The sequence below is a fragment of the Streptomyces sp. NBC_00386 genome (assembly GCF_036063235.1).
Classification (GTDB): Bacteria; Actinomycetota; Actinomycetes; order Streptomycetales; family Streptomycetaceae; genus Streptomyces.
This window is the reverse complement of sequence record NZ_CP107950.1, coordinates 6,549,486-6,567,993: the sequence shown is the minus strand read 5'-3', so window position 1 is coordinate 6,567,993 and position 18,508 is coordinate 6,549,486. Positions and strand designations below refer to the sequence as shown.

The 18,508-nt window shown below is 70.2% G+C and carries 18 protein-coding genes and 3 pseudogenes; 9 read left to right on the top strand and 12 right to left on the bottom strand.

The features are described 5' to 3' along the window. Nucleotides 1–121: 121 nt before the first annotated feature. Together OG780_RS28820 and OG780_RS28815 are read left to right on the top strand one after the other, a co-directional pair. Entirely contained in the window at nucleotides 122–1,792 is a 1,671-nt protein-coding gene (locus OG780_RS28820; protein ID WP_328452973.1) for an alkaline phosphatase D family protein, read from the top strand. Between the two features lie 198 nt (nucleotides 1,793–1,990). After that, nucleotides 1,991–2,620, top strand: a complete 630-nt coding sequence (locus OG780_RS28815) for a DedA family protein (RefSeq protein WP_328452971.1) — start codon at nucleotides 1,991–1,993, stop codon at nucleotides 2,618–2,620. Between the two features lie 153 nt (nucleotides 2,621–2,773). On the opposite strand, the gene OG780_RS28810 is transcribed toward OG780_RS28815, so the two are convergent. After that, a complete protein-coding gene (locus tag OG780_RS28810; RefSeq protein ID WP_328452969.1) occupies nucleotides 2,774–3,004 on the bottom strand; it encodes a DUF2277 domain-containing protein in 231 nt (76 codons plus the stop codon). A gap of 102 nt (nucleotides 3,005–3,106) precedes the next feature. On the opposite strand from OG780_RS28810, the gene OG780_RS28805 reads away from it, so the two are divergent. Together OG780_RS28805 and OG780_RS28800 are read left to right on the top strand one after the other, a co-directional pair. Further along, nucleotides 3,107–3,880, top strand: a complete 774-nt coding sequence (locus OG780_RS28805; protein ID WP_328452967.1) for an MBL fold metallo-hydrolase — start codon at nucleotides 3,107–3,109, stop codon at nucleotides 3,878–3,880. Between the two features lie 142 nt (nucleotides 3,881–4,022). After that, the gene (locus OG780_RS28800; RefSeq protein WP_328452965.1) at nucleotides 4,023–4,937 is read left to right on the top strand and encodes a ketopantoate reductase family protein; all 915 of its coding nucleotides are present in this window, start codon (nucleotides 4,023–4,025) and stop codon (nucleotides 4,935–4,937) included. A 113-nt stretch (nucleotides 4,938–5,050) separates the two neighbouring features. Here OG780_RS28800 and OG780_RS28795 read toward each other — a convergent pair whose 3' ends face one another. From OG780_RS28795 to OG780_RS28780, 4 genes are read right to left on the bottom strand one after another with little or no spacing between them, the layout of a single operon-like run. After that, nucleotides 5,051–5,962: a LysR family transcriptional regulator gene (locus OG780_RS28795; RefSeq protein ID WP_328452963.1), complete on the bottom strand. Its 912-nt coding sequence runs from the start codon at nucleotides 5,960–5,962 to the stop codon at nucleotides 5,051–5,053. 37 nt (nucleotides 5,963–5,999) lie between these two features. Then, a complete protein-coding gene (locus tag OG780_RS28790) occupies nucleotides 6,000–6,587 on the bottom strand; it encodes a hydrolase (protein ID WP_328452961.1) in 588 nt (195 codons plus the stop codon). Between the two features lie 2 nt (nucleotides 6,588–6,589). Further along, complete coding sequence (locus tag OG780_RS28785; protein ID WP_443062223.1) at nucleotides 6,590–8,017, bottom strand: MFS transporter; 1,428 nt, start codon at nucleotides 8,015–8,017, stop codon at nucleotides 6,590–6,592. After that, a complete protein-coding gene (locus OG780_RS28780; RefSeq protein WP_328452959.1) occupies nucleotides 8,014–8,478 on the bottom strand; it encodes a MarR family winged helix-turn-helix transcriptional regulator in 465 nt (154 codons plus the stop codon). Before OG780_RS28780 ends, OG780_RS28785 begins: the two co-directional genes overlap by 4 nt. Before the next feature lie 276 nt (nucleotides 8,479–8,754). Between OG780_RS28780 and OG780_RS28775 the strand changes: the two genes are divergently transcribed. Beyond that, nucleotides 8,755–9,087 carry a hypothetical protein gene (locus OG780_RS28775; protein ID WP_328452957.1) on the top strand — a complete coding sequence of 111 codons (333 nt, stop codon included), beginning with the start codon at nucleotides 8,755–8,757 and terminating at the stop codon, nucleotides 9,085–9,087. Nucleotides 9,088–9,116: 29 nt separating this feature from the next. On the opposite strand, the pseudogene OG780_RS28770 reads toward OG780_RS28775, so the two are convergent. Beyond that, a pseudogene (locus tag OG780_RS28770) lies at nucleotides 9,117–9,473 on the bottom strand (DUF3761 domain-containing protein); the annotation flags it as partial. On the opposite strand from OG780_RS28770, the gene OG780_RS28765 reads away from it, so the two are divergent. Further along, nucleotides 9,451–9,792, top strand: coding sequence for a hypothetical protein (locus tag OG780_RS28765; RefSeq protein ID WP_328452955.1), 342 nt, complete (start codon nucleotides 9,451–9,453; stop codon nucleotides 9,790–9,792). The pseudogene OG780_RS28770 and the gene OG780_RS28765 sit on opposite strands and share 23 nt — an antisense overlap. Nucleotides 9,793–10,161: 369 nt before the next feature. Further along, entirely contained in the window at nucleotides 10,162–10,377 is a 216-nt protein-coding gene (locus OG780_RS28760) for a hypothetical protein (protein WP_328452954.1), read from the top strand. 322 nt (nucleotides 10,378–10,699) lie between these two features. Here the strand turns inward: OG780_RS28760 and OG780_RS28755 are convergent, their stop codons facing one another. Both OG780_RS28755 and OG780_RS28750 read right to left on the bottom strand, forming a co-directional pair. Continuing rightward, entirely contained in the window at nucleotides 10,700–11,794 is a 1,095-nt protein-coding gene (locus OG780_RS28755; protein ID WP_328452952.1) for a hypothetical protein, read from the bottom strand. A 267-nt stretch (nucleotides 11,795–12,061) separates the two neighbouring features. Further along, the gene (locus OG780_RS28750) at nucleotides 12,062–12,286 is read right to left on the bottom strand and encodes a cold-shock protein (protein ID WP_328452950.1); all 225 of its coding nucleotides are present in this window, start codon (nucleotides 12,284–12,286) and stop codon (nucleotides 12,062–12,064) included. A gap of 590 nt (nucleotides 12,287–12,876) precedes the next feature. Between OG780_RS28750 and OG780_RS28745 the strand changes: the two genes are divergently transcribed. Further along, nucleotides 12,877–13,257, top strand: a complete 381-nt coding sequence (locus tag OG780_RS28745; protein ID WP_328452948.1) for an Imm32 family immunity protein — start codon at nucleotides 12,877–12,879, stop codon at nucleotides 13,255–13,257. Here the strand turns inward: OG780_RS28745 and OG780_RS28740 are convergent. Next, a pseudogene (locus tag OG780_RS28740) lies at nucleotides 13,247–14,184 on the bottom strand (IS5 family transposase). The gene OG780_RS28745 and the pseudogene OG780_RS28740 overlap by 11 nt on opposite strands. Before the next feature lie 90 nt (nucleotides 14,185–14,274). Here OG780_RS28740 and OG780_RS44685 point away from each other — a divergent pair. Further along, nucleotides 14,275–14,640: an SCO4225 family membrane protein gene (locus OG780_RS44685; protein WP_443062222.1), complete on the top strand. Its 366-nt coding sequence runs from the start codon at nucleotides 14,275–14,277 to the stop codon at nucleotides 14,638–14,640. 174 nt (nucleotides 14,641–14,814) lie between these two features. Here OG780_RS44685 and OG780_RS28735 read toward each other — a convergent pair. From OG780_RS28735 to OG780_RS28725, 3 genes and pseudogenes are all read right to left on the bottom strand, one after another. Next, nucleotides 14,815–15,665 (bottom strand): annotated as a pseudogene (locus OG780_RS28735) (IS5 family transposase). A gap of 40 nt (nucleotides 15,666–15,705) precedes the next feature. Then, nucleotides 15,706–16,662 carry an IS481 family transposase gene (locus OG780_RS28730; protein ID WP_328452946.1) on the bottom strand — a complete coding sequence of 319 codons (957 nt, stop codon included), beginning with the start codon at nucleotides 16,660–16,662 and terminating at the stop codon, nucleotides 15,706–15,708. A gap of 591 nt (nucleotides 16,663–17,253) precedes the next feature. Continuing rightward, nucleotides 17,254–18,018 (bottom strand): hypothetical protein, encoded by a 765-nt coding sequence (locus OG780_RS28725; RefSeq protein ID WP_328452944.1) that lies wholly within the window; start codon nucleotides 18,016–18,018, stop codon nucleotides 17,254–17,256. Nucleotides 18,019–18,508 lie beyond the last annotated feature (490 nt).

Below are 18,508 nucleotides of genomic sequence, written 5' to 3'. Positions count from 1 at the left end.
CGGCCGTAGGCCGCCAGGGTTCCGGACACCGTCCCCCCACGGTGTTCCCACGGTCTCCGGAACCTCCCCACAGGCCTCCGTCGTTCCGTACCGTACGGGGCGACGGAGGAGGGGGATCACCATGGCCGAGCTGCGTCTGGGACCGCTGCTGAGGTATGTGGACGGCTCGTCGGCGACCTTCTGGGTCGAGGCGAGCCGCCCGTGCACCGCCGAGGTGCGCTGCGCGGACGGCACCCGCGGACGGGCCCGCACCTTCCAGGTGGCGGGCCATCACTACGCACTGGTGCCGGTGGACGGACTGACACCGGGCACGGCCACCCCGTACGAGATCCTGCTGGACGGCGCGGCCGTGTGGCCGCTGCCCGACTCGCGCTTTCCCCCTTCGGTCGTCCGCACCCCCGAGGGCGACGACGCCGTCGTCCGCGTCACCTTCGGTTCCTGCCGCTGGGCCTCGCCGCCCGCGGACGAGAAGGACCCCGTGGGACCCGATGCCCTGGACACCCTCGCCGCCCGGATCGCCTCGGCTCCGGACGCCGAACGCCCGGACGTGCTCCTGCTGTTGGGCGACCAGGTGTACGCGGACGAGGTCTCCAGGGCGACCCGCGCGTGGATCGCGGCACGAAGGGGTCTGGCGGACCCCCCGGGCCATCAGGTCGCGGACTACGAGGAGTACACCCGCCTCTACTACGAATCCTGGCTCGACCCCGAGATCCGCTGGCTGCTGTCGACCGTGCCGAGCTGCATGATCTTCGACGACCACGACGTCATCGACGACTGGAACACCAGCGAGGCATGGCTGGCGGAGATCCGGGCGACCCCGTGGTGGCGCGAGCGGGTGCTCAGCGGCCTGATGTCGTACTGGGTCCACCAGCACCTCGGCAACCTCTCCCCCGCCGAGCTCTCCGCGGACCTCCTGTACGCGGCCGTACGCGAGACCCCCGACGGCACGGACGTGCTGCGCGCCTTCGCCGCCCAGGCCGACGCCGACCCGGCCTCGGTCCGCTGGAGCTACCGCCGCGACTTCGGCCGGACCCGTGTCCTGATGCTCGACACCCGCGCGGCCCGAGTCCTGGACGAGAAGCACCGCGCGATGCTCGATCCCGGGGAGGCGGCCTGGCTGCGCGAGCAGGCCCTGGAGGCTCCGGGCTCCCGGGACCATCTGCTGATAGGCACGTCGCTGCCCTGGCTGCTGCCCCCGCTGATCCATCACGTGGAGACGTGGGACGCCGCCCTGTGCCGGGGCGAGCGGGGCGGGCGCTGGGCGCGGTTCGGCGAGCGGCTGCGGCGCGCGGCCGACCTGGAGCACTGGGCGGCGTTCCCGGAGTCGTTCGGGGAGCTGGCGGAGCTGATCGCCGAGGCCGGTTCGGGCGAGCGGGCACCGGCGACCGTGTGCGTGCTGTCGGGAGACGTGCATCACGCCTACGTCGCCGATCCGGTCTGGGCGGACCCCGCCGAGCAGCCCTCCGCCCGGGTTCTCCAGCTGACCTGCTCCCCCGTCCACAACTCCATCCCGCTCTCCGTACGGCTCGGCTTCCGCTTCGGCTGGAGCCGCCCGGCCCGGCTGCTCGGTACTCTCCTTGCCCGGCACGGCCGTTGCGGACACCCGCCGGTCGACTGGCGCAAAACCGGCGGCCCTTGGTTCGGCAATCAGCTCATGACCCTTACCCTGCACGGCCGTTCGGCCTCCCTGCGTCTCGAACAGGCGCAGCCGGTGCGGGGCGGCGGTGCCGGTCCCAGGGGCCGAGCGGCCCGGCTGACGACGGTGGCGGAGTCCCGGATCACCCCGGAATAGGTCCATTCCTTGCGGTTGCCGGCGCCGTACGGCGTACCGGAGCGTGCGGAGGCGTGGACGTGATGTGACCGACACATGCGTCCCCGGAGGATCTTCCGACCCATCCGCGGCGTACGCTGTATGGCTGTATGGCTGCCATGCCACTCCCCGCGAGTAGCGGCGCGGCCGGGCTTACGGGGGAGTCGGGGGAAGAGTCCGGTGCTGGAGAGTGTGGGGTCGCTGACAAGCAGCCCATGGATCTACGCGGTGATCGCCGTGTCCATCGTTCTTGACGTCTTCCTGCCCGTCCTGCCGAGTGGCGTCCTGGTCATCACGGCGGCGACGGCCGCCGCGGGCTCCGCCACGGCGACCGGCGACGTCCCCCACGCCGTGCCCGACATCCTGGCGCTCACTCTCTGCGCAGCCACCGCCTCGGTCCTCGGCGACCTGGTCGCATACCGCCTCGCCTGGCGTGGCGGCGACCGTCTGGATCGCGCCATCGCCCGGTCCCGCCGCCTGACCCGGGCGCAGGAACGTCTCGGCGAGGTCCTGGCGCGCGGCGGCGGTGTGCTCGTGGTCGTCGCCCGGTTCGCGCCGGCCGGCCGCTCGGTCGTCTCGCTCGGCGCGGGCGCCGCGCACCGCCGGGTCCGCGACTTCCTGCCCTGGTCGGTCCTCGCCGGCCTGGCGTGGGCCGGTTACAGCGTGGCCCTCGGCTACTTCGGCGGCCAGTGGCTGGGCGCCACCTGGCTCACGACGGCCATCTCGGTGGGGGCGCTGTTCGTCGCCGGGGCGGGCGCGGCCTATGTCGTACGCCGGCCCGCGCTGCGGGAGCAGGAAACCGGCGCCTGAGCCACCGCACGGGCCGGCACCGGCATCACGGGTACGGGGGGCACGCCGACCACGGGGTGCGGCCGAAGCCGTGAGCCCGTGGCCCGCGTGCCGCGCGGGGTGCGCGGGGTGCGCGCACTCAGGGCGGCGGCCGGGTTCCGTGCTGCGGGTGCGTCATCCCGCGCGCTGGGCCGCCGCCCCGCGCACCTCCAGGTGGTCGAGCAACTCGGCCGTGGCCGCCGCGACCGCCTCGACGGCGCGGTCGAAGGCCTCACGGTTGTGGGCGGCCGGGGCACGGAACCCGGAGACCTTGCGGACGTACTGGAGAGCGGCGGCGTGGATCTCCTCCTCGGTCGCTTCCTCGGGGATCGCGGGCGGGCGAAGTGTCTTGATGCTGCGGCACATGAGTCCAGTCTCGCGCGTCCGGCGCCGTCCTGGTCACCGCTCGCGAAAGGCGGCCCGCCACGGCCGGGAATACCGCCGCCGGATCCGTGGATTGAGCAGAACATGACCTCAGTGGAGATCACTTACGTCGGCGGTCCCACCGCCGTCATCGCGATCGGCGGCCTGCGGCTTCTGACCGATCCGACCTTCGACGCCCCCGGCGAGTACCCCGTCGGCGCGCGGAAGCTGGTGAAGACCGCAGGACCAGCGCTCCCGGCCGAGAAGCTCGGACCGGTCGACGCCGTCCTGCTCTCGCACGACCAGCACCCCGACAACCTGGACGCGTCCGGGCGCGGGTTTCTCCAGGGCGCCCCGGTGACTCTGTCGACGGCGTCGGCGTACGAGCGGATCGGCGCGCCCGTGCGCGCCCTCGGCCCCTGGGAGTCCGTCGAACTGACGCGTCCGGACGGCGGAACCCTGCGCGTGACGGCCGTTCCGGCGCAGCACGGACCCGACGGCTCGCTGCCGCTCGTGGGAGAGGTGACCGGTTTCGTGCTGTCCGGGGACGGCCTGCCCAAGGTGTACGTGAGCGGTGACAACGCGTCCCTGGACGTCGTACGGGAGATCGCGGACCAGCAGGGCCCCTTCGATGTGGCCGTGCTGTTCGCGGGCGCGGCGCGCACCCCGCTGGTGCCGGACGCCCCGCTCACCCTGACCAGCGAGGACGCCGCACGGGCGACGGAGATCCTCGGCGCCGTCCGGGTGGTCCCGCTGCACTTCGAGCACTGGGGCCACTTCACCGAGGACGGTGCGACGCTGACGACGGCGTTCGCGCGAGCGGGGCTCACGGACCGGCTGCGACTGCTGGAGCCCGGGGCCTCGGTACGGGTGCCCTAGCGGCGGGCGCGGTCCGGTTCGCCGCAACACCCTTGCGATTGCTTGGAGTTCGGCAAGCTTCTCCGAGGATTGACTCGGATCGCCGCGAGTTGTGACGATCTCCGGGGGCCCGTTCGGGTCCCGTGGAGAGAAGCGAGGATCCATGGCGAACGACGCGCTGACGGTGGCTGTGCTGGGTCCGGGAGGGGTCGGCGGGCTGCTCGCGGCACTCCTGTCCCGCGCCGGTCACCGGGTCATCTGCCTCGCCGGTGACGAGACCGTGCGGAAGCTGGCCGCGGACGGCATCGAGGTGCGCAGCGGCCACTTCGGCGACTTCACGGCGCGGGTGGAGGCGGACACCGAACTGCGCGAGCCGGCCGACGTGTGCTTGATCGCCGTCAAGGCGACGGCCCTGGACGCCGCGCTGGAGCGCCTCCCGGCGAAGGCCCTGGGTGAGGAGGGCCTGATCGTCCCGCTCCTGAACGGTGTCGAGCATCCGGCCCTGCTGCGCGAGCGCTACCGCTCCGAGCAGGTGGCCCCCGCGGTGATCCGCGTGGAGTCGACGCGGGTCGCTCCGGGAGTGATCGAGCACGGCAGTCCGTTCGCCGAGCTCGATCTGACCGCCGACGTCGCGCCCCGAGCGCGGGTCGAGGCACTCGCCGGGGCGCTGGAGTGGGCCGGAGCGCGGGCCCGGGTCCAGGACGGGGAGTCGGCGACGCTCTGGGCGAAGATGTCGTTCCTCGCGCCGTTCGCGCTGCTGACGACGCGGTACGGGGTGCCGGTGGGCGACGTACGCACGGTGCACCGCGAGGAGTTGGCCGCTCTCGTCGAGGAGACGGCCGCAGTGGGCCGTGCGTGCGGAGCCGCCACCGATCCGGCGACCGCCCTCGCCCGCTACGACGCCTTCCCGGCGGCCACCAAGTCCTCCATGCAGCGGGACGCCGAGGCGGGCCGGACACTCGAACTCGACGCGATCGGCGGCGCGTTGCTGCGAGCGGCGGCGCGGACCGGGGTGCCGGTACCGGTGGCGAGCGAACTGGTCCGGCGCCTGACGCCGATCGCCGGCACGGGCAACTGACGGCGGGACGGCAGCGATACGGCGCTACGGCGGGACCGAGAGCGTGGGCGCCGTACAGGGATGGCGGGGGCAGTGCCCGACGGCGTCCGGGTGTCGTGGGACCGGTGGCGGGGTCAGTCCCCCGCCGTCGTCCCGGCGCCCGAGCAGTGCCGGGCCACCGTGTCGGCGAAGGCGTGCGCCGCGGGTGACAGGGCGTCCCAGCGGCGGACGGCCCAGCCGACCGAGAGGGGCGGCAGGGCCGGTACGGGGAGGAAGCGGAGGCGGGGGTGGCCGGGTCCGGGCAGGCCGGGCAGGGCGGGGACGACGGCGTGGCCGAGCCCGAGTTCGGCGAGCAGGATCGCGGTGTCCCAGTCCGCGACACTGGTGTCGGAGGTGCCCGTAGGTATCCCCAACTCCCGGTAGGCGGAGTCGAGATGGGCACGGGAGGTGGAGCGCTCGGGCAACCCCACGATCCGCAGTCCGGCCAGCTCCCGCGCCTCGATCCGTTCCCGCGTGGCGAGTTCGTGGTCGGCGTGTACGGCGAGCACCCAGGGGAGTTCGGCGACGGTCCGCTGCTCGACCCCGCGTACGGGAGGGCCGAGGGTGACCCAGGCGAGGTCGAGCCCGTGGTCGGCGAGCGCGTCGAAGCAGCTCCGGCTGGAGTTCTCGGTCTGGAACTCCAGGCTGACCTTGGGGTACCGCCCCCGGAACTCGACCACGGCCTCGGCCATGAAGTGCCGCACGGTGGTGCCGCCGGTGGCGATCCGTACCGTACCGCCGCCCCCGCGCGCCAGTTCGTCGAGCCCGCGCAGCGCGAGGTCGAGTCCGGCGATGCCGTCGGCGGCGGCCCGTTCGAGGAGCCGCCCGGCACGGGTGGGCACCACGCCCCGGGCCTGCCGCTCGACGAGCCCCAGCCCGACCTCGCGTTCCAGCCGGCGTACGTGCTGGCTCACCGCCGACTGCGTGCAGCCCAGTTCCCGGGCCACCGCGCTCAGGCTCCCGGCCCGGCAGACGGCGACGAACACACGAAGATCATCCAGGGTCACGGCCCCAAGGTACCTGCGGGCCGGTGACGTCGGCCGGTCAGGCTCGGGTCTTGTCGAGCAGCTCGACGATCTCCTCGGTCGTGCCGGTCTCGCCGAGGCGCGGGAAGATCCGCTCGACGCTGTTGCGGTGCGTCTCGGGGTCGAGGTCGGACATGGCGTCGGTGGCGAGGGTGACGTGGTAGCCGTGTTCGTGGGCGGCGCGGGCCGAGGACTCCACGCCGATGCTGGTGGCGATGCCGGCCAGCACGATCTGGGTGATCCCGCGGCGGCGGAGCTGGAGGTCGAGATCGGTGCCGTAGAAGGCGCCCCAGTTCCGCTTGGTCACGGTGATGTCCCCGGGGTGCCCGGCCAGGTCGTCGACGATGACGTCCCAGCCCTCGGGGAAGGAGCGGCCGGAGCCCTGGCCGTCGATCCGGCCGCGAACGGCGTCCGCGCCGTCGGCGGCGGCGGTGACCCGGACGAGGACGACCGGGAGGCCGTGGCCGCGGAAGGCGTCCGCGAGCCGGACGGAGCGCTCCACGACGTCGGCGGCGGCGTGCGGGGCGAGGCCCGGGTTGCCGACGATGCCGTGCTGAAGGTCGATGAGGACGAGCGCGGTGCGGGGGTCGAGCGTGGTGACTGCCATGGTCAGGCCTTTCGGGGGGTGAGATCGCGAAGGGATCGGTCGATGAGGGTCACCGCCAGGAGCAGTACTGCTCCGGCGAGCATGAAGAGGGCCAGATGGTGCAGGCCGCCGGTGTCGGCGCCGTGCGTGAAGAAGGCGGCGTCGGCGGCGGAGGCGGCCATCGCGCCCAGGTAGGTGAAGGTGCGCAGCAGTCCGGCCGCGGAGCCCATCCGGGCGGGGTCGGCCTGCCGGTACAGGGCGTTCTGATTGGCCAGGCCATTGAGACCCTGCGGAACGCCCATCAGGGCTCCGACGCCGGCCAGCAGCCAGATCGCGCTGGTGGAGTTCATCGTCAGCAGCACCAGGCAGCCCGCGATCTGGACGAGACTGCCGACCACGAGCTTGCCGCGGACGGCTTCCCGCCGTCCGGTGACGCCGGAGACGACGAGTCCGCTCAACGACAGCGGCAGCAGGACCAGCCCGGCACCGGCCGCGTGCAGCCCACGCCCCTCCTCCATCCACTGCGTGAACCCGTAGAGGAAGGCGTACGCGGTGGTGTAGCTGAGGAACTGGCGCAGGAAGGTGGCGAGCATCGGTCCGTTGCCGCCGAGCACCCGCAGGTCGATGAACGGGGCCGGAACGCGGAGTTCCCGCCGGGCGAAGGCGGCCCCGGCGACGAGCGCGAGCACCGGCAGGTACCAGTCGGCGGCCCGCGGTCTCATCAGGAACAGCATCAGAGAGACGAGCAGTGCGGTGAACAGGGCCATGCCGACGAGGTCGACACCACGCGAGGCGGACGCGGATGACTCCGTCGGCGTCGGCTTCGCGGCTTTCGGCAGCCGCAGGGATCCGAGGACCAGACAGGCCAGGGACAGGGGCACGTTGACGAGGAAGATGGTGCGCCAGCCGCCCACGCCGATGAGCAGGCCGCCCAGCGTCGGCCCGACCACGGCGACGGTCTGCGCGGAGACGGCGAGCGCGGTCAGCACGCCGGCCGGGCTGCTCTGCCCGGTGCGTTCCGCCTCGCTCCGGGTCAGGTGCATCGCGGCGGGATACGCGGCCGAGGTGCCGAGTCCGAGCAGCACCCGGGCGGCGACCAGCGCGCCGAGATTCGGGGAGAGGGCGCCGAGGAGTCCGGCGACGCCCACCATGGCCGTACCGACGAGGTAGAGGCGGCGGGGCCCGTACAGGTCGACGAGACGTCCGATGACGGGCTGCCCCACCGCGGTGGCGAGATACAGCCCGGAGACCAGCCACGCCGTCTCCGCCGGGGACGCTCCGAGCGCCCTGCCGATCGGCACCAGTGCCACGGCGATCATCGAGGAGTTGACGGGGTTCAGTACGGACCCGAGGACCATCGGGGCGATCAGCCGGCGGTCGAACCGGTCGGGCGGGCGGTGACGCGCGGGGGTGCTCCGGTGCTGGAGCCAGTCGCGGAGCGTGGTGATCACGACCGGGTGAGCCGTTCCAGCAGCGCCATGGCCTCGATGACGGTCTGCCGCTCGTCCTCCGTGCAGCGCTCCTCGAAGGCTCGGGCGAGCCACTCCGAACGGGCCTGCCGGGTGCCTTCGACGCGCTCGCGGCCGGCATCCGTGAGCGTCACCAGCTGGCGCCGGCCGTCCCCGGGGTCGGGGTTGCGCTGGATGAGTCCGAACTGGTCGAGGGCCGCGAGCGTGGCGGCCATCGACTGCGGGCGCACCCCTTCGGCCGCCGCCAGCGCACTGGCCGTGGCGGCCCCGCTCTTGCTCACCAGGGTGAGCGCGGAGATCTGGGAGGGCGTGAGGTCCTGCGCCTCGGACACCTCGCGGATCCGCCGCCGGAGCAGGCTGAACGCGACCCGGAGGTCCTGCGCGGCCCGCGCCGCGGAATCCGAGACGCCCGCTTCGTTCGACCCCTTGCCGCTCACAGTCATACCGCCACCGTAGATCGCCCAGCCCAAACTGTCCAGTTCAGGCTGTTCAGTTCAGGCTGTCCAGTTAAACTGCGCAGTCCCGACTACTCAAAACGGCAGCCCGGTGGCGGGTCGGATCACCGTCCACCATCCGCACCGCGGGCGAGAGCCCCGATCCGCCACCCTTGCCCCGGGCGAGATTCCCACCCTTACTGGAACACGCGTTCGGAACACCCGTTCGCGTGAAGTCCCGGAAGGAACTCGCACCTCAAAATCGAACAGGCGTAGCATTGCCGCGTGGCTGCGACCTATGACTTTCCAAGTGACCTCCTCGCCGGTCAGGAGGAGCTGCACCAGGTCCGGGCCGAGCTGCTGGCCCTGCTGAAACGACTCCCCTGGTCGGTGGAGCCGCTGGACGGCTTCAGTGACACCGGTGGGTGGCGCAAGGTGGAGCGCCCCGCCTCCCCCGGCTGGACCGACGACGAACAGGCCGAGGTGGAAAAGCTCCGGCAGCGCGAGCGCGAGCTCACCGTATTCGTGTCCGGCCACCGCTTCTGGTCGGAGATCACACCTCCGGACAAGGTGGACGCCCGGATGCGGCTGAAGCACACGCGCGACGCTCCGCCGTGATGCGAGCACGTACCTCGCCGGTGCGCGGAATAGCTGTACGTACCGTCGCCGCACAGGGCGGTGGCGCCGACGGGCGCCTGCGGCGAGCCGCCCGAGGACGAAGATGAGGACGAGGACGCATTGGAGTCACTCTCGGCCGCGTCGGAGCCGCCTGTCGATGAACTGGAGCCGCCGCCGGTGGAGTTGACGCTGTCGTCGTCCCCGGTACCGGCGACGGAGGACGAGTTGTCGTCGCTCCCGTCATTCCCCGCGCCGGCGGCAGCGGTGGAGTCGTCCTCGCCGTAGTCGCCGCCGCCGTCGCTGCCGCCCGACGCCGCGAGGTCACCGCAGGTCTCCCCCTCGCTGGACTTGACGGTGTCGAACGTGAGCGTGTCATCGGTACTCATCGTCTCGCCGGCCGCGGGCGTCTGGGCACAGACCGTCCAGTTGCGGTCCAGGAGTTGCATACGCCCCTGGCCGGTGGCATCGGTCGAGTCGAGGGCGTGGATGCCGTCGCCCTGCGCCGCGTCCTGGGCCGTCTGGAGCTCCATGCCGACGAAATCACCGACCGTGACGCTCGCCGCCCCGCCCCCGGAGCCGGATGACCCGTCGTGGACGGATGACGAGGACGAAGAACCGGACGACGAGTCGTCGTCCCCGTTGATCAGCGCACTGCATCCGCCGACCACCAGAAGCGCCACCAGCAGGATGCCGCAGCCGACTTGAGTGTTCTTCCTGTCCTCCGCCGTCGGCCGAGGTCTCTGATTCCGTGCCACGTACCGGCCCCCCTTGTCGCTGTTGCTGCGCGCTCCCCCGCACGCACGGCCCTGCTCTCGGGCATGAGCCGACGCTCGCGCACAGCGAGGGGCAGGGGCCGTAAGGGCGCTGACGATAGCCACGGGCCGCCGCGTCGATGACCATCCGCGGGAAAGGCGGGAGCGGGCAGTGTCCGTACGGGTACGGTGAGGCACGATCCCTGTCCCGATCCCGGCGTCCACCCGACCGTTCGACGCCTTCCAGTCGGCGCCTTGCGACAATGCCGCGGTGCCGAGGCCGATCCTGGCGGGGAAGGGGAAACGGGTGCTTCTTGTTGGCGTGCTCGCACTGACAGCGGGCGGCGCGCTCCTCGTGGTGGCCGGCGGCTACCGCGGCGTGGACGTGTGGGTACGGGACTGGGCGGACGTGACGTTCTCACCGCGCTACCGGACCCCTTGGGGGACGCCCTGGAAGAGCCTCGGACGCATGAGACTGCAATGCGGTTTCGTGGGAGCCGGGTTGGCGATTCTGGGTCTGGTGACGTTGACCCGCTGAAAGCGCACGGTGCGAGCCGCTTCCCGTCGGCACGCCGGTCACGGGGCTCGGCGCGTGCGCTCCTGGACCTCGTCGGGCGTAGTCCAGGCAACGGCAGTTGGGCTCGCCGGGCGTGCGCTCGATGCCGACCGATGGCTCGCGACGGACGGCCAGGGCCACGACTCCCAGCTTCATGTTCTTGTAGAAGCCGGAGAGTCGGCGGAGCAAGCGCGCAGAGGCCAGACCCGGGCTCACGATCTCCGGCACACGGGCAGCACTCTCCCTGCCCCCCGGGGCGCCACCACCCGCGAACTGATGCACCGCAAGCAGTCGTCAGCGCCGGTCATTCTCGCGTGGCCGTTCCGCACCCCGCGTCGCCGGCCTCCCGCATGCGCGCTTCCATCGACTTGCTCCGGCTGTAGGGGTCGACCTCAGGACCGTCTCCCGGGCTCGAAGTCGCGCGCTCCGCCTCGAACTTGGGGGTGAGGTAGCCGGTGAAGGTGTCGCAGCCGCCGTTGGTGCTGTCCACCTTGTAGGAGACGAAGGAGAACGTACCCGGCTCGATGACGACCTTCGCCGGGTCGTCCCAACTCATCACGACCTCGCGGCGCACGATCGTGCGCACGACTTCGTCGCTTCCCGCTGCAGCGCGTACGACCGGATACACGTACGTGACATCGGTGGTCACCTCGACCGCACCGCGCTTGCCTTCTCGGTAGGTGATCCGCCCCCGCGTCTTGACCACATCCCCGACGAGCCGGACCTTCGACCTCTCGAACCGGCTGAACAGCAGCAGAGGATCGTTCTCACGGCTCGGCGAACGGAACGCGGTCGCCAGGTACTCCTGGACATCCTTCTGATGAGGATTGATCAACGCGATCGCCTTCTTCGGCATCTCCCCGCGCAGCACACCAGGATCCAGACTGGACGCGTCGAGGAAGTCCCGGGTCTTTTTGAGTGCTTGTGCGACCTGCCCCTTGCTCATCCAGCCGGTCGCCTGCGCCTCGGGCATACCGATCCCAGCTGTCCCGTCACCCCACCGCACCGCGGGCGACCCCTTGAACGGCTCGTCCAAGGTCGCTTGTTGGGCTGCTGCTTCCGTCGGTGGTGGCTGATCCGGGCGTTCCGATTCCACGGCGAGCGGCGTACTCTCGCCGCCCCCGCCTCCGAACCATCCCGTCACCCGCCCGGGATCCAGAGCCACGACCAGCAAGGCGACCGCAGCCAGCAGACCGACGGCGTACCATCCCTTGCCTCTTTGCCGCCGGGCCGGTTGATGACTCCGCCACGGCTCCGGTCGGTCGGTCTCCTCCAGGCGCCGCGCCACCATACGGGCTCGCGCCGACGGCTCCTTGGGCGCGCCCTTGGTCCCCGCTTCGGCTTCGCGAAGGAAACGCTCCCACTCTTCGTCCGGTATGGACTCCCCACCCTTGCCCACGACGGGCCCCACCCTTCTCGCGCACCCGGCCCTCCCCGGGGCCGGCCATGTTCAGCGCATCATCACACAGCTCGACTTGAGCCCATGATCGCCACCGGTGGATCTCCGGAGGCCCCTGCCGTTGCACCGAGTTGAGCACCGCTTCAGGAGTTCGATCCATGGGGCGCCACTGCGTGCAGCGGTAAAGGGTGCGGCGGCGTAGCGGACTGCCGGGGGCCGTGGTCGTCTGCCGCCGTTGATGTCAGGCGTTGATGTCAGACATGGATGTCAGGCGGGCCGAGGCACGATGCTCACGGCGCGGTAGTCGTACCCGTCCTGCTTGAAGCCAGGGGCTTCCCATGTGAGGTCAATCTGTTGTCCGGGCGACAGCGTACGGAAGCCGGTCATCCGGATGTCGGAGTAGTGGCCGAAGCAGCCGCCGGGGGTCTCGGGGGAGTCGAGCACGCCCCACCCTTCCTCGTCGTTCCACTCGCGGACAGTCGCAGTCACCATGGGCGGGACCCTATGGGCTCTGTCTGCGCCGGCCCACACCTGGAGCCTTGGCCTGGAAGCCACCGGCCGCGACCGGCGGCGGAGTTCCCCAGGTCGCTCCGGTTCCAGGGCCCGCCCAGGTGAACCGGGCATCTCGACTGCGGCGGGCCGTCATTGACCGTGGTTGACCGCACGATGTGGCACGGCTGTGGCACGAGGACCGCTTCGTCCCGAAGCAACTTGGGTCCGGGCGCTGCCTGGGGCTGGTGTACCTCTCACCTGCGTCGATGGTCCGTGGGCGTCCGCGCTTGTCCGCCTTTGTACGCGGGCGTTGTCACGCAGTTGGACACTCACCCTGCCGCTCCTCTTCACTCGGTCGCTGAACCAGAGATCTGGCGCGCCAACTCTTCGACGACCTGGGGCACGACACGTTGAGCGCCCTCGTCTTGCAGCGCTTCGTCAAGTGCCTGATGGACCGCCGCGAACGGCTGCCCCGCATGTGAGACCGCGTTTGAGATCTGCCGGGGAGCCGTAAGCCAGACTGAGGCCGAAGGGCCGGGAGGATGATCCACCTTGGTGATCGGTAGGGTCGGCAGACCGGAGGCGATGAGATGTTGCAGGTTCTGTACAGCGGGGAGACCAGAGAGCTCGAGCTCTCCGGGGCGCGTCCAGAGCTCTTGGCGCTCGGACACCTGCTGCGGGGGAAGGCCGGAAGCTGCGATCTCTCTGAGAACCGGCACCCCTTTCCCTACGAAAGGTCGTTGTCCGAGATCGCGTTCCGGGAGGAACCGGAGGGCGACACCGCTTCGATCGTCGCGGAGGACGAGATCCTGAGGATCCGGGGAGGGCGAGAAGCTCTCGACCTTCTCGCCGACAACATCGAGGGCTTCGCCTCCGAGGCGGATGCAAGCGATCACTGTCATGTCGACTCCCCGACATACGACTACATCACGCCAGAGTCGGACCCGTTGGTGATTGCCTTCATGAAGTGAGCGGAGAGCCTTCCGCCGTAAGGCGGTTGAGCCCGCAGGCATCGGTGCGAGAGAGCGGTCGTGGGCCTGGTCGGGTTGCCGGTCGGCCTCGGGTGAGGCGGTGGACCATGGTGCCGATCATCGCCCAGCGGATCATCGTCTCCGAATGGGCAGGGCTGGTCTCGTGGTCCCGGGCGAGGCGGCGGTGGGCAGTGAGCCACGAGAAGGTGCGCTCCACCGCCCACCGCTTGGGCTGGACCTGGAAGCCGCGCCGGTCGGGGGCCTTGCGGACGATCTCCGGCTGGCGGCCGAGGATCTGGGCGGTCCACTCGACCATGCGGCCGGCGAAGCCCCGGTCGGCCCAGACCTTCCGGACCCAGGGTGGTCGAGTCTGGTCCACAGCAGCGGCCGTTTCGCGCCGTCGCGGTCCTGAATGCTCGCCGCGACGACGTGGACGGCCAGGAGCAGGCCGAGGGTGTCGGTGATGATGAACCGCTTGCGGCCCTTCACCTTCTTGCCCGCATCGAAACCCCTGGTGGCAGCGGGAACGGTATCGGCGGTGCGGACGGCCTGCGAGTCGATCAAGTCCGCGCTCGGCTCCGCGTCGCGGCCCTCAGCTTCACGGACCTTGCCGCGCAGTGCGTCATGGATGCGCTCAACGGTTCCGTCGTCGTGTCACCAGGTGAAGTACCAGTACACCGTCGGCCACGGAGCGAAGTCCTTTGGCAGTTGCCGCCATGCGCATCCGGTCCGTACCACGTAGAAGATCGCGTTCACGATCCGCCGCCGCGGATGCTTCTCCCGCCGACCGCCCTTCGGGCCCACCCGCGCCGGAGGAAGCAACGGCTCCACCAGCGCCCACTGCTCATCCGTCAGGTCCGACGGATACCCACCCCCAACACCGCTCACTGTGAGCTCAACGAACGCTTCAGCAACGTGACACGGCAGATCTCAAACGCGGTCTGAGTGCCTACTGGAGCCGAAGCACACCGAAGTGAGTACGGATACTCATGCTGGAGTCACGGTCCCGTCAGGAGCATGGAGAGCACCACATCACATCTCTGGGGGCACTCGATGAACGCCCGTACCCTGGTACGTCTGACCTTCGCCAATGTTGCTTCTGCTGTCTATCTAGGGCTCGTCGGTGCGTCCGTCGTGTTCGAAGTGACTGCTGCGCTTGTTTCGGATCCCGGAATCGTTGGGATATGGCCCTTCCTTCTCGCCGCCCCCACCTCCTTGCTGGCAGCCGGGGCCGTCGGGGCGGTTTGGGGTATGGATGCGCCCGTCTGGTACCTGGTCAGTGGGGTCGTCATCAGTGCTTTGGTCCAGTCGTTTGCCCTGGGAGCGCTCCTGGAAGCTCTGCGAGGTCGGCGCCAAGGACCTACCCGCCCGAGCCTCGGCTGAATTGTTCCGTTCATTACTAGGCAGGTTGTACCCGGTACAGACACGGTCTGCTCCACCTACCACGCTCCCCGGCTTCCATCCCGTCTGCCGTCGACCTGCACACCGTGGAGCAGGCGTGGTTCAAGGCATCAAGACGAAGAGCAAGAGGAGCGGCCCGGCCGTGCGGACCTACCGCTAAAGGGTGTGGCGGCACTGGCGGGGGAGCCAGAGTCGTAGGCAGGCGATGGTGACCAGGGCCTGGTAGTGGCGGGCGCGTTTGTCGTAGCGGGTGGCCAGGGCTTTGTTGTGCTTGAGCCGGTTGAAGCAGCGTTCGACGACATTGCGGCGACGGTAGGCCGCGCGGTTGAGCCGGCATCGGCTCTCCCCGCGGCGGATACGGCCGTTGATCTGGTCGATCCGTTCGGGGATCGCTGCTTTGATGCCCCGGCCGCGGAGGTGGGCGCGGATCTTCGTGGACGAGTAGCCCTTGTCCGCCGCGACCAGGACGGGCCGGGTGCGCGGACGGCCCGGCCCGCACCGCTCGATGCGGATGCGGGCCATCACCTGCTCGAACTGGGTGCAGTCGTTGACGTTGCCGGCCGTGAGAGTGAAGGCCAAAGGCCGTCCCTGACCGTCGCAGGCGAGATGGATCTTCGTGGTCAGTCCGCCGCGGGACCGGCCGATCGCCTCGCCCGGCCAGGTCCCCTTTTTCGGGCCCCGGCGGCATGCTGGTGGGCCCGCACGGTCGTGGAGTCGACGCACACGACCGACCGGTCAACGGCCCCCACGGCGTCGGAATGCTGCTGGACGTGGGCGAGCAGACGGTCCCAGGTCCCGTCGGCCGACCAGCGACGGAAGCGCTCGTAGACCGTCTTCCACGGACCGTAGCGTTCGGGCAGGTCCCGCCAGGCCGCCCCGGTGGACAGCTTCCACACGATCCCGTTCACCACCTGGCGACGGTCCCGCACCGGCCGACCCATCCGGGCAGGAGCCAGCAACGGCTCGATCACCGCCCACGACTCATCAGTCAACTCATGACGACGCACCACGAACCAACCAACGAGCCAACGACTTTGCGGACACGCCCTAGCTGTATTGACCCGCAGCGTTGTTCACACGGCTGATGGGTGGCTGGCCTCCGAGGGCGGTGTGGCAGCGATGGTAGTTGTAGCCGTGGAGGAAGTCGTCCAGGGCGGCCGTGCGTTCGTCGTTGCTGGTGTAGGGCCGCAGGTAGGCCCATTCGTCGAGCAGGGTGCGGTTGAAGCGTTCGACCTTGCCGTTGGTCTGCGGCCGGTAGGCGCGCGTCAGCTTTCCGGTCGCGCCGATCTCGGCGAGGGCCTGTTTCCAGGCCAGGCCCTTGCGGTAGGCCCAGGCGTTGTCGGTGAGCACGCGTTCGATGCGGGTGATGCCGTGCGTGTGGAAGAACGCAGCCGCGCGGGTGAGGAAGCCCGCGCAGGTGGCGACCTTCTCGTCCGGGTGGATCTCGCTGTAGGCGAGGCGACTGTGGTCGTCGACGGCGGAGTGGACGTAGTCGAAGCCCATGCTGCTGCGGGTGGCGCGGCCGGCCTGGCGTCCGAGGACTTTGTGGCCGCCGCCGTCGGGGATCCGACCGAGCTTCTTGACGTCGATGTGGATCAGTTCGCCGGGCCGGTCGCGTTCGTAGCGGCGGATGACCTGGCCGGTGGGCCGGTCCAGGTGGGCCAGGCGGTTCAGGCCGTGGCGGGTCAGGATCCGGTGGATGGTCGAGGCGGGCAGGCCCAGGATCGGGCCGAGCCGTGCGGGACCGAGTTTGCGGGCCTGCCGCAGTTGGCAGACCCGGGCCTCCAGGGCCGCAGGTGTGCGATGCGGTGTCGTCCGGGGCCGGCTGGAGCGGTCGGCGAGGCCCGGTTCGCCCTCGTCCCGCCAGCGGCGGACCCACTTGTGGGCCGTGGCTCGGGAGACGCCCATCTCGGCCGCCACATGAGCGACCGGGCGGCCCGCGCAGACACGTTCGACCAGCAGCCGCCTGCCATGAACGGTCAGCCGGGCATTACGGTGGGACACGAAGACCTCCGTGCGGTGCAGTCCTAGACAGCTCCACCACATCGGAGGTCTTCGCCATGTTCAAGACCCGCCAGTGTCAACAACGCTCGTGATCAATACACCTAGCACCTACAGCACCATCACTTTAGGAGCGAGGTGGGGCTATCACGGGCCCGAGCTGCGGGTTCCATGGCGTGGCGCAGTGCGGCCCTACTGCCCGTTCCGTGCTCTGATTCCCCGTGAGTCCCCGTCCGTTCTGGCGCGAGAGTGGCACGGCCTGGGGCGGGCCATGTGCGGGCCCACCGGGCGAGATCGGCGAACTGCGAGCAGGTTTCGGCAGGTCATCCGAGGTGCGGGCCTCTATCGGCGACGGTCTTGAAGACCGTGGTCGTCGTCGCCTCATCGAGATCCGGCCCTGCCCACCAGAGCGGTGACCGGCCTCATGGTCCGCACGGCGCGCTGGCTCACGTTGCACTGAGGCCCGTGCACGGCCGCTCGCGGTCGGCCAGCGCAAGGCGTCGGGTCCGCCGCGATCGCGGCGGACCCGACGCCTTTACCGTCGCAGCCGTTACCGCCGGCTCGGCCCCCACCAGCCCGCCAGTACCGCGGACATCACTTCACCACGACGTTGTCCCCGGACGACGTCGACGGCCCGGTGGTGGTGTTGCCGTAGTACACCCAGCGCCACGTACCCGTCTTGGAGGCCTTCACGGTCGTTTTGAGATCACCCGAGCCGTTCGCGTACACCTTCTTCACCGTGGTGTAGGAGGCGGTGCCGGCAGGCTTGAACTGCAGGCTCACCAGGCGGTCTCCGTAGGAGGCGTACTTCCTGGTCTCCCAGTTGGCCCGCGTGACCTTTCCGGTCACGGTGATGGTCCTGTCCTTGGACACCGGTTCGGGCGAGGCGTTGGCAGTCAGGCGGGAGCTGCGCTTGACGTAGACCGTCAGACCCTTGTCGTCGGTGTCACCACCGCCGCCCTCGAAGTACACCTCGGCCCCGACCTTCCAGGCCCCGGCCTCGCTGTTATGCATGTCCCACACGCTCGGGTCGAAGTACATCGTCTCGTTGAAGTCGCAGACGCCCGAGCTCACCTTGATGCAGTCGCTCGTCTCGATGGCGTGCCACAGCCGATCACCCGCACCACCGCGGTACAGGAACACCGCTGGCCACTTCCACTTGTGAGTGGTCGCCATCCGGAAGGAGGCGGGCACCGCGACCTCCTTCGACACCCCGATCACAATCGACTTGCCGCCGTTCACCTGGACACGGGAGAACGAGACCCCGCCCTCGGCCGCCCCGGCCGGCGCCGCGGCCACGGCCGTGAACACCGCCGCCGCACAACCGGCCACGACGACTCTCCAGACCTGCTTCCCCACCTGATCCCCAATCTCCTTACGGAAAAGCACCGAAGGTTCATCCCTTCAGCGCCTTACAGACAGCCGGCATCCGCACGGGGTTGTACACCCGCGAATCACAATGGGGCATCAGACAACCCCCGCCTCCCGCGAGGCGGAGAGGTCGGTGCGGTGCTCAGGATCCGGGCGGCTGCCAGGAGGCTCGCGGTGGAGGAATCCCTCCCCAGTGGGCCATGCATGGGCCGAGGGCGGCTTGCGGAGGCGCCCTAAGGGTTGCCTTGCAGGTCAAAGAGGTAAGGAGCCCGAGATCGCGACGGTCTTGAAAACCGTCGTGGCGCGAGTCACCGTGGGTTCAAATCCCACACCCACCGCAGGTGAACGGCCTCTGACCAGGTAAATCGGTCAGGGGTCGTTCTCATGCCCACTGTCCGCCAGCGACCGTGACTCCCCGCAGTTTCCCGGCTGAACGGGCACAGGAAGGGCACGTCCGTCGCGGGCCGGGCAGGAGCTG

Excerpts from the sequence above, each read along its gene's own strand:
- OG780_RS28820 (WP_328452973.1), top strand. The coding sequence starts at position 122 with ATGGCCGAGCTGCGTCTGGGACCGCTGCTGAGGTATGTGGACGGCTCG.
- OG780_RS28810 (WP_328452969.1), bottom strand. The coding sequence starts at position 3,004 with ATGTGCCGCAGCATCAAGACACTTCGCCCGCCCGCGATCCCCGAGGAA.
- OG780_RS28805 (WP_328452967.1), top strand. The coding sequence starts at position 3,107 with ATGACCTCAGTGGAGATCACTTACGTCGGCGGTCCCACCGCCGTCATC.
- OG780_RS28800 (WP_328452965.1), top strand. The coding sequence starts at position 4,023 with ATGGCGAACGACGCGCTGACGGTGGCTGTGCTGGGTCCGGGAGGGGTC.
- OG780_RS28790 (WP_328452961.1), bottom strand. The coding sequence starts at position 6,587 with ATGGCAGTCACCACGCTCGACCCCCGCACCGCGCTCGTCCTCATCGAC.
- OG780_RS28780 (WP_328452959.1), bottom strand. The coding sequence starts at position 8,478 with ATGACTGTGAGCGGCAAGGGGTCGAACGAAGCGGGCGTCTCGGATTCC.
- OG780_RS28750 (WP_328452950.1), bottom strand. The coding sequence starts at position 12,286 with ATGGTGACTGCGACTGTCCGCGAGTGGAACGACGAGGAAGGGTGGGGC.
- OG780_RS28745 (WP_328452948.1), top strand. The coding sequence starts at position 12,877 with ATGTTGCAGGTTCTGTACAGCGGGGAGACCAGAGAGCTCGAGCTCTCC.
- OG780_RS44685 (WP_443062222.1), top strand. The coding sequence starts at position 14,275 with ATGGAGAGCACCACATCACATCTCTGGGGGCACTCGATGAACGCCCGT.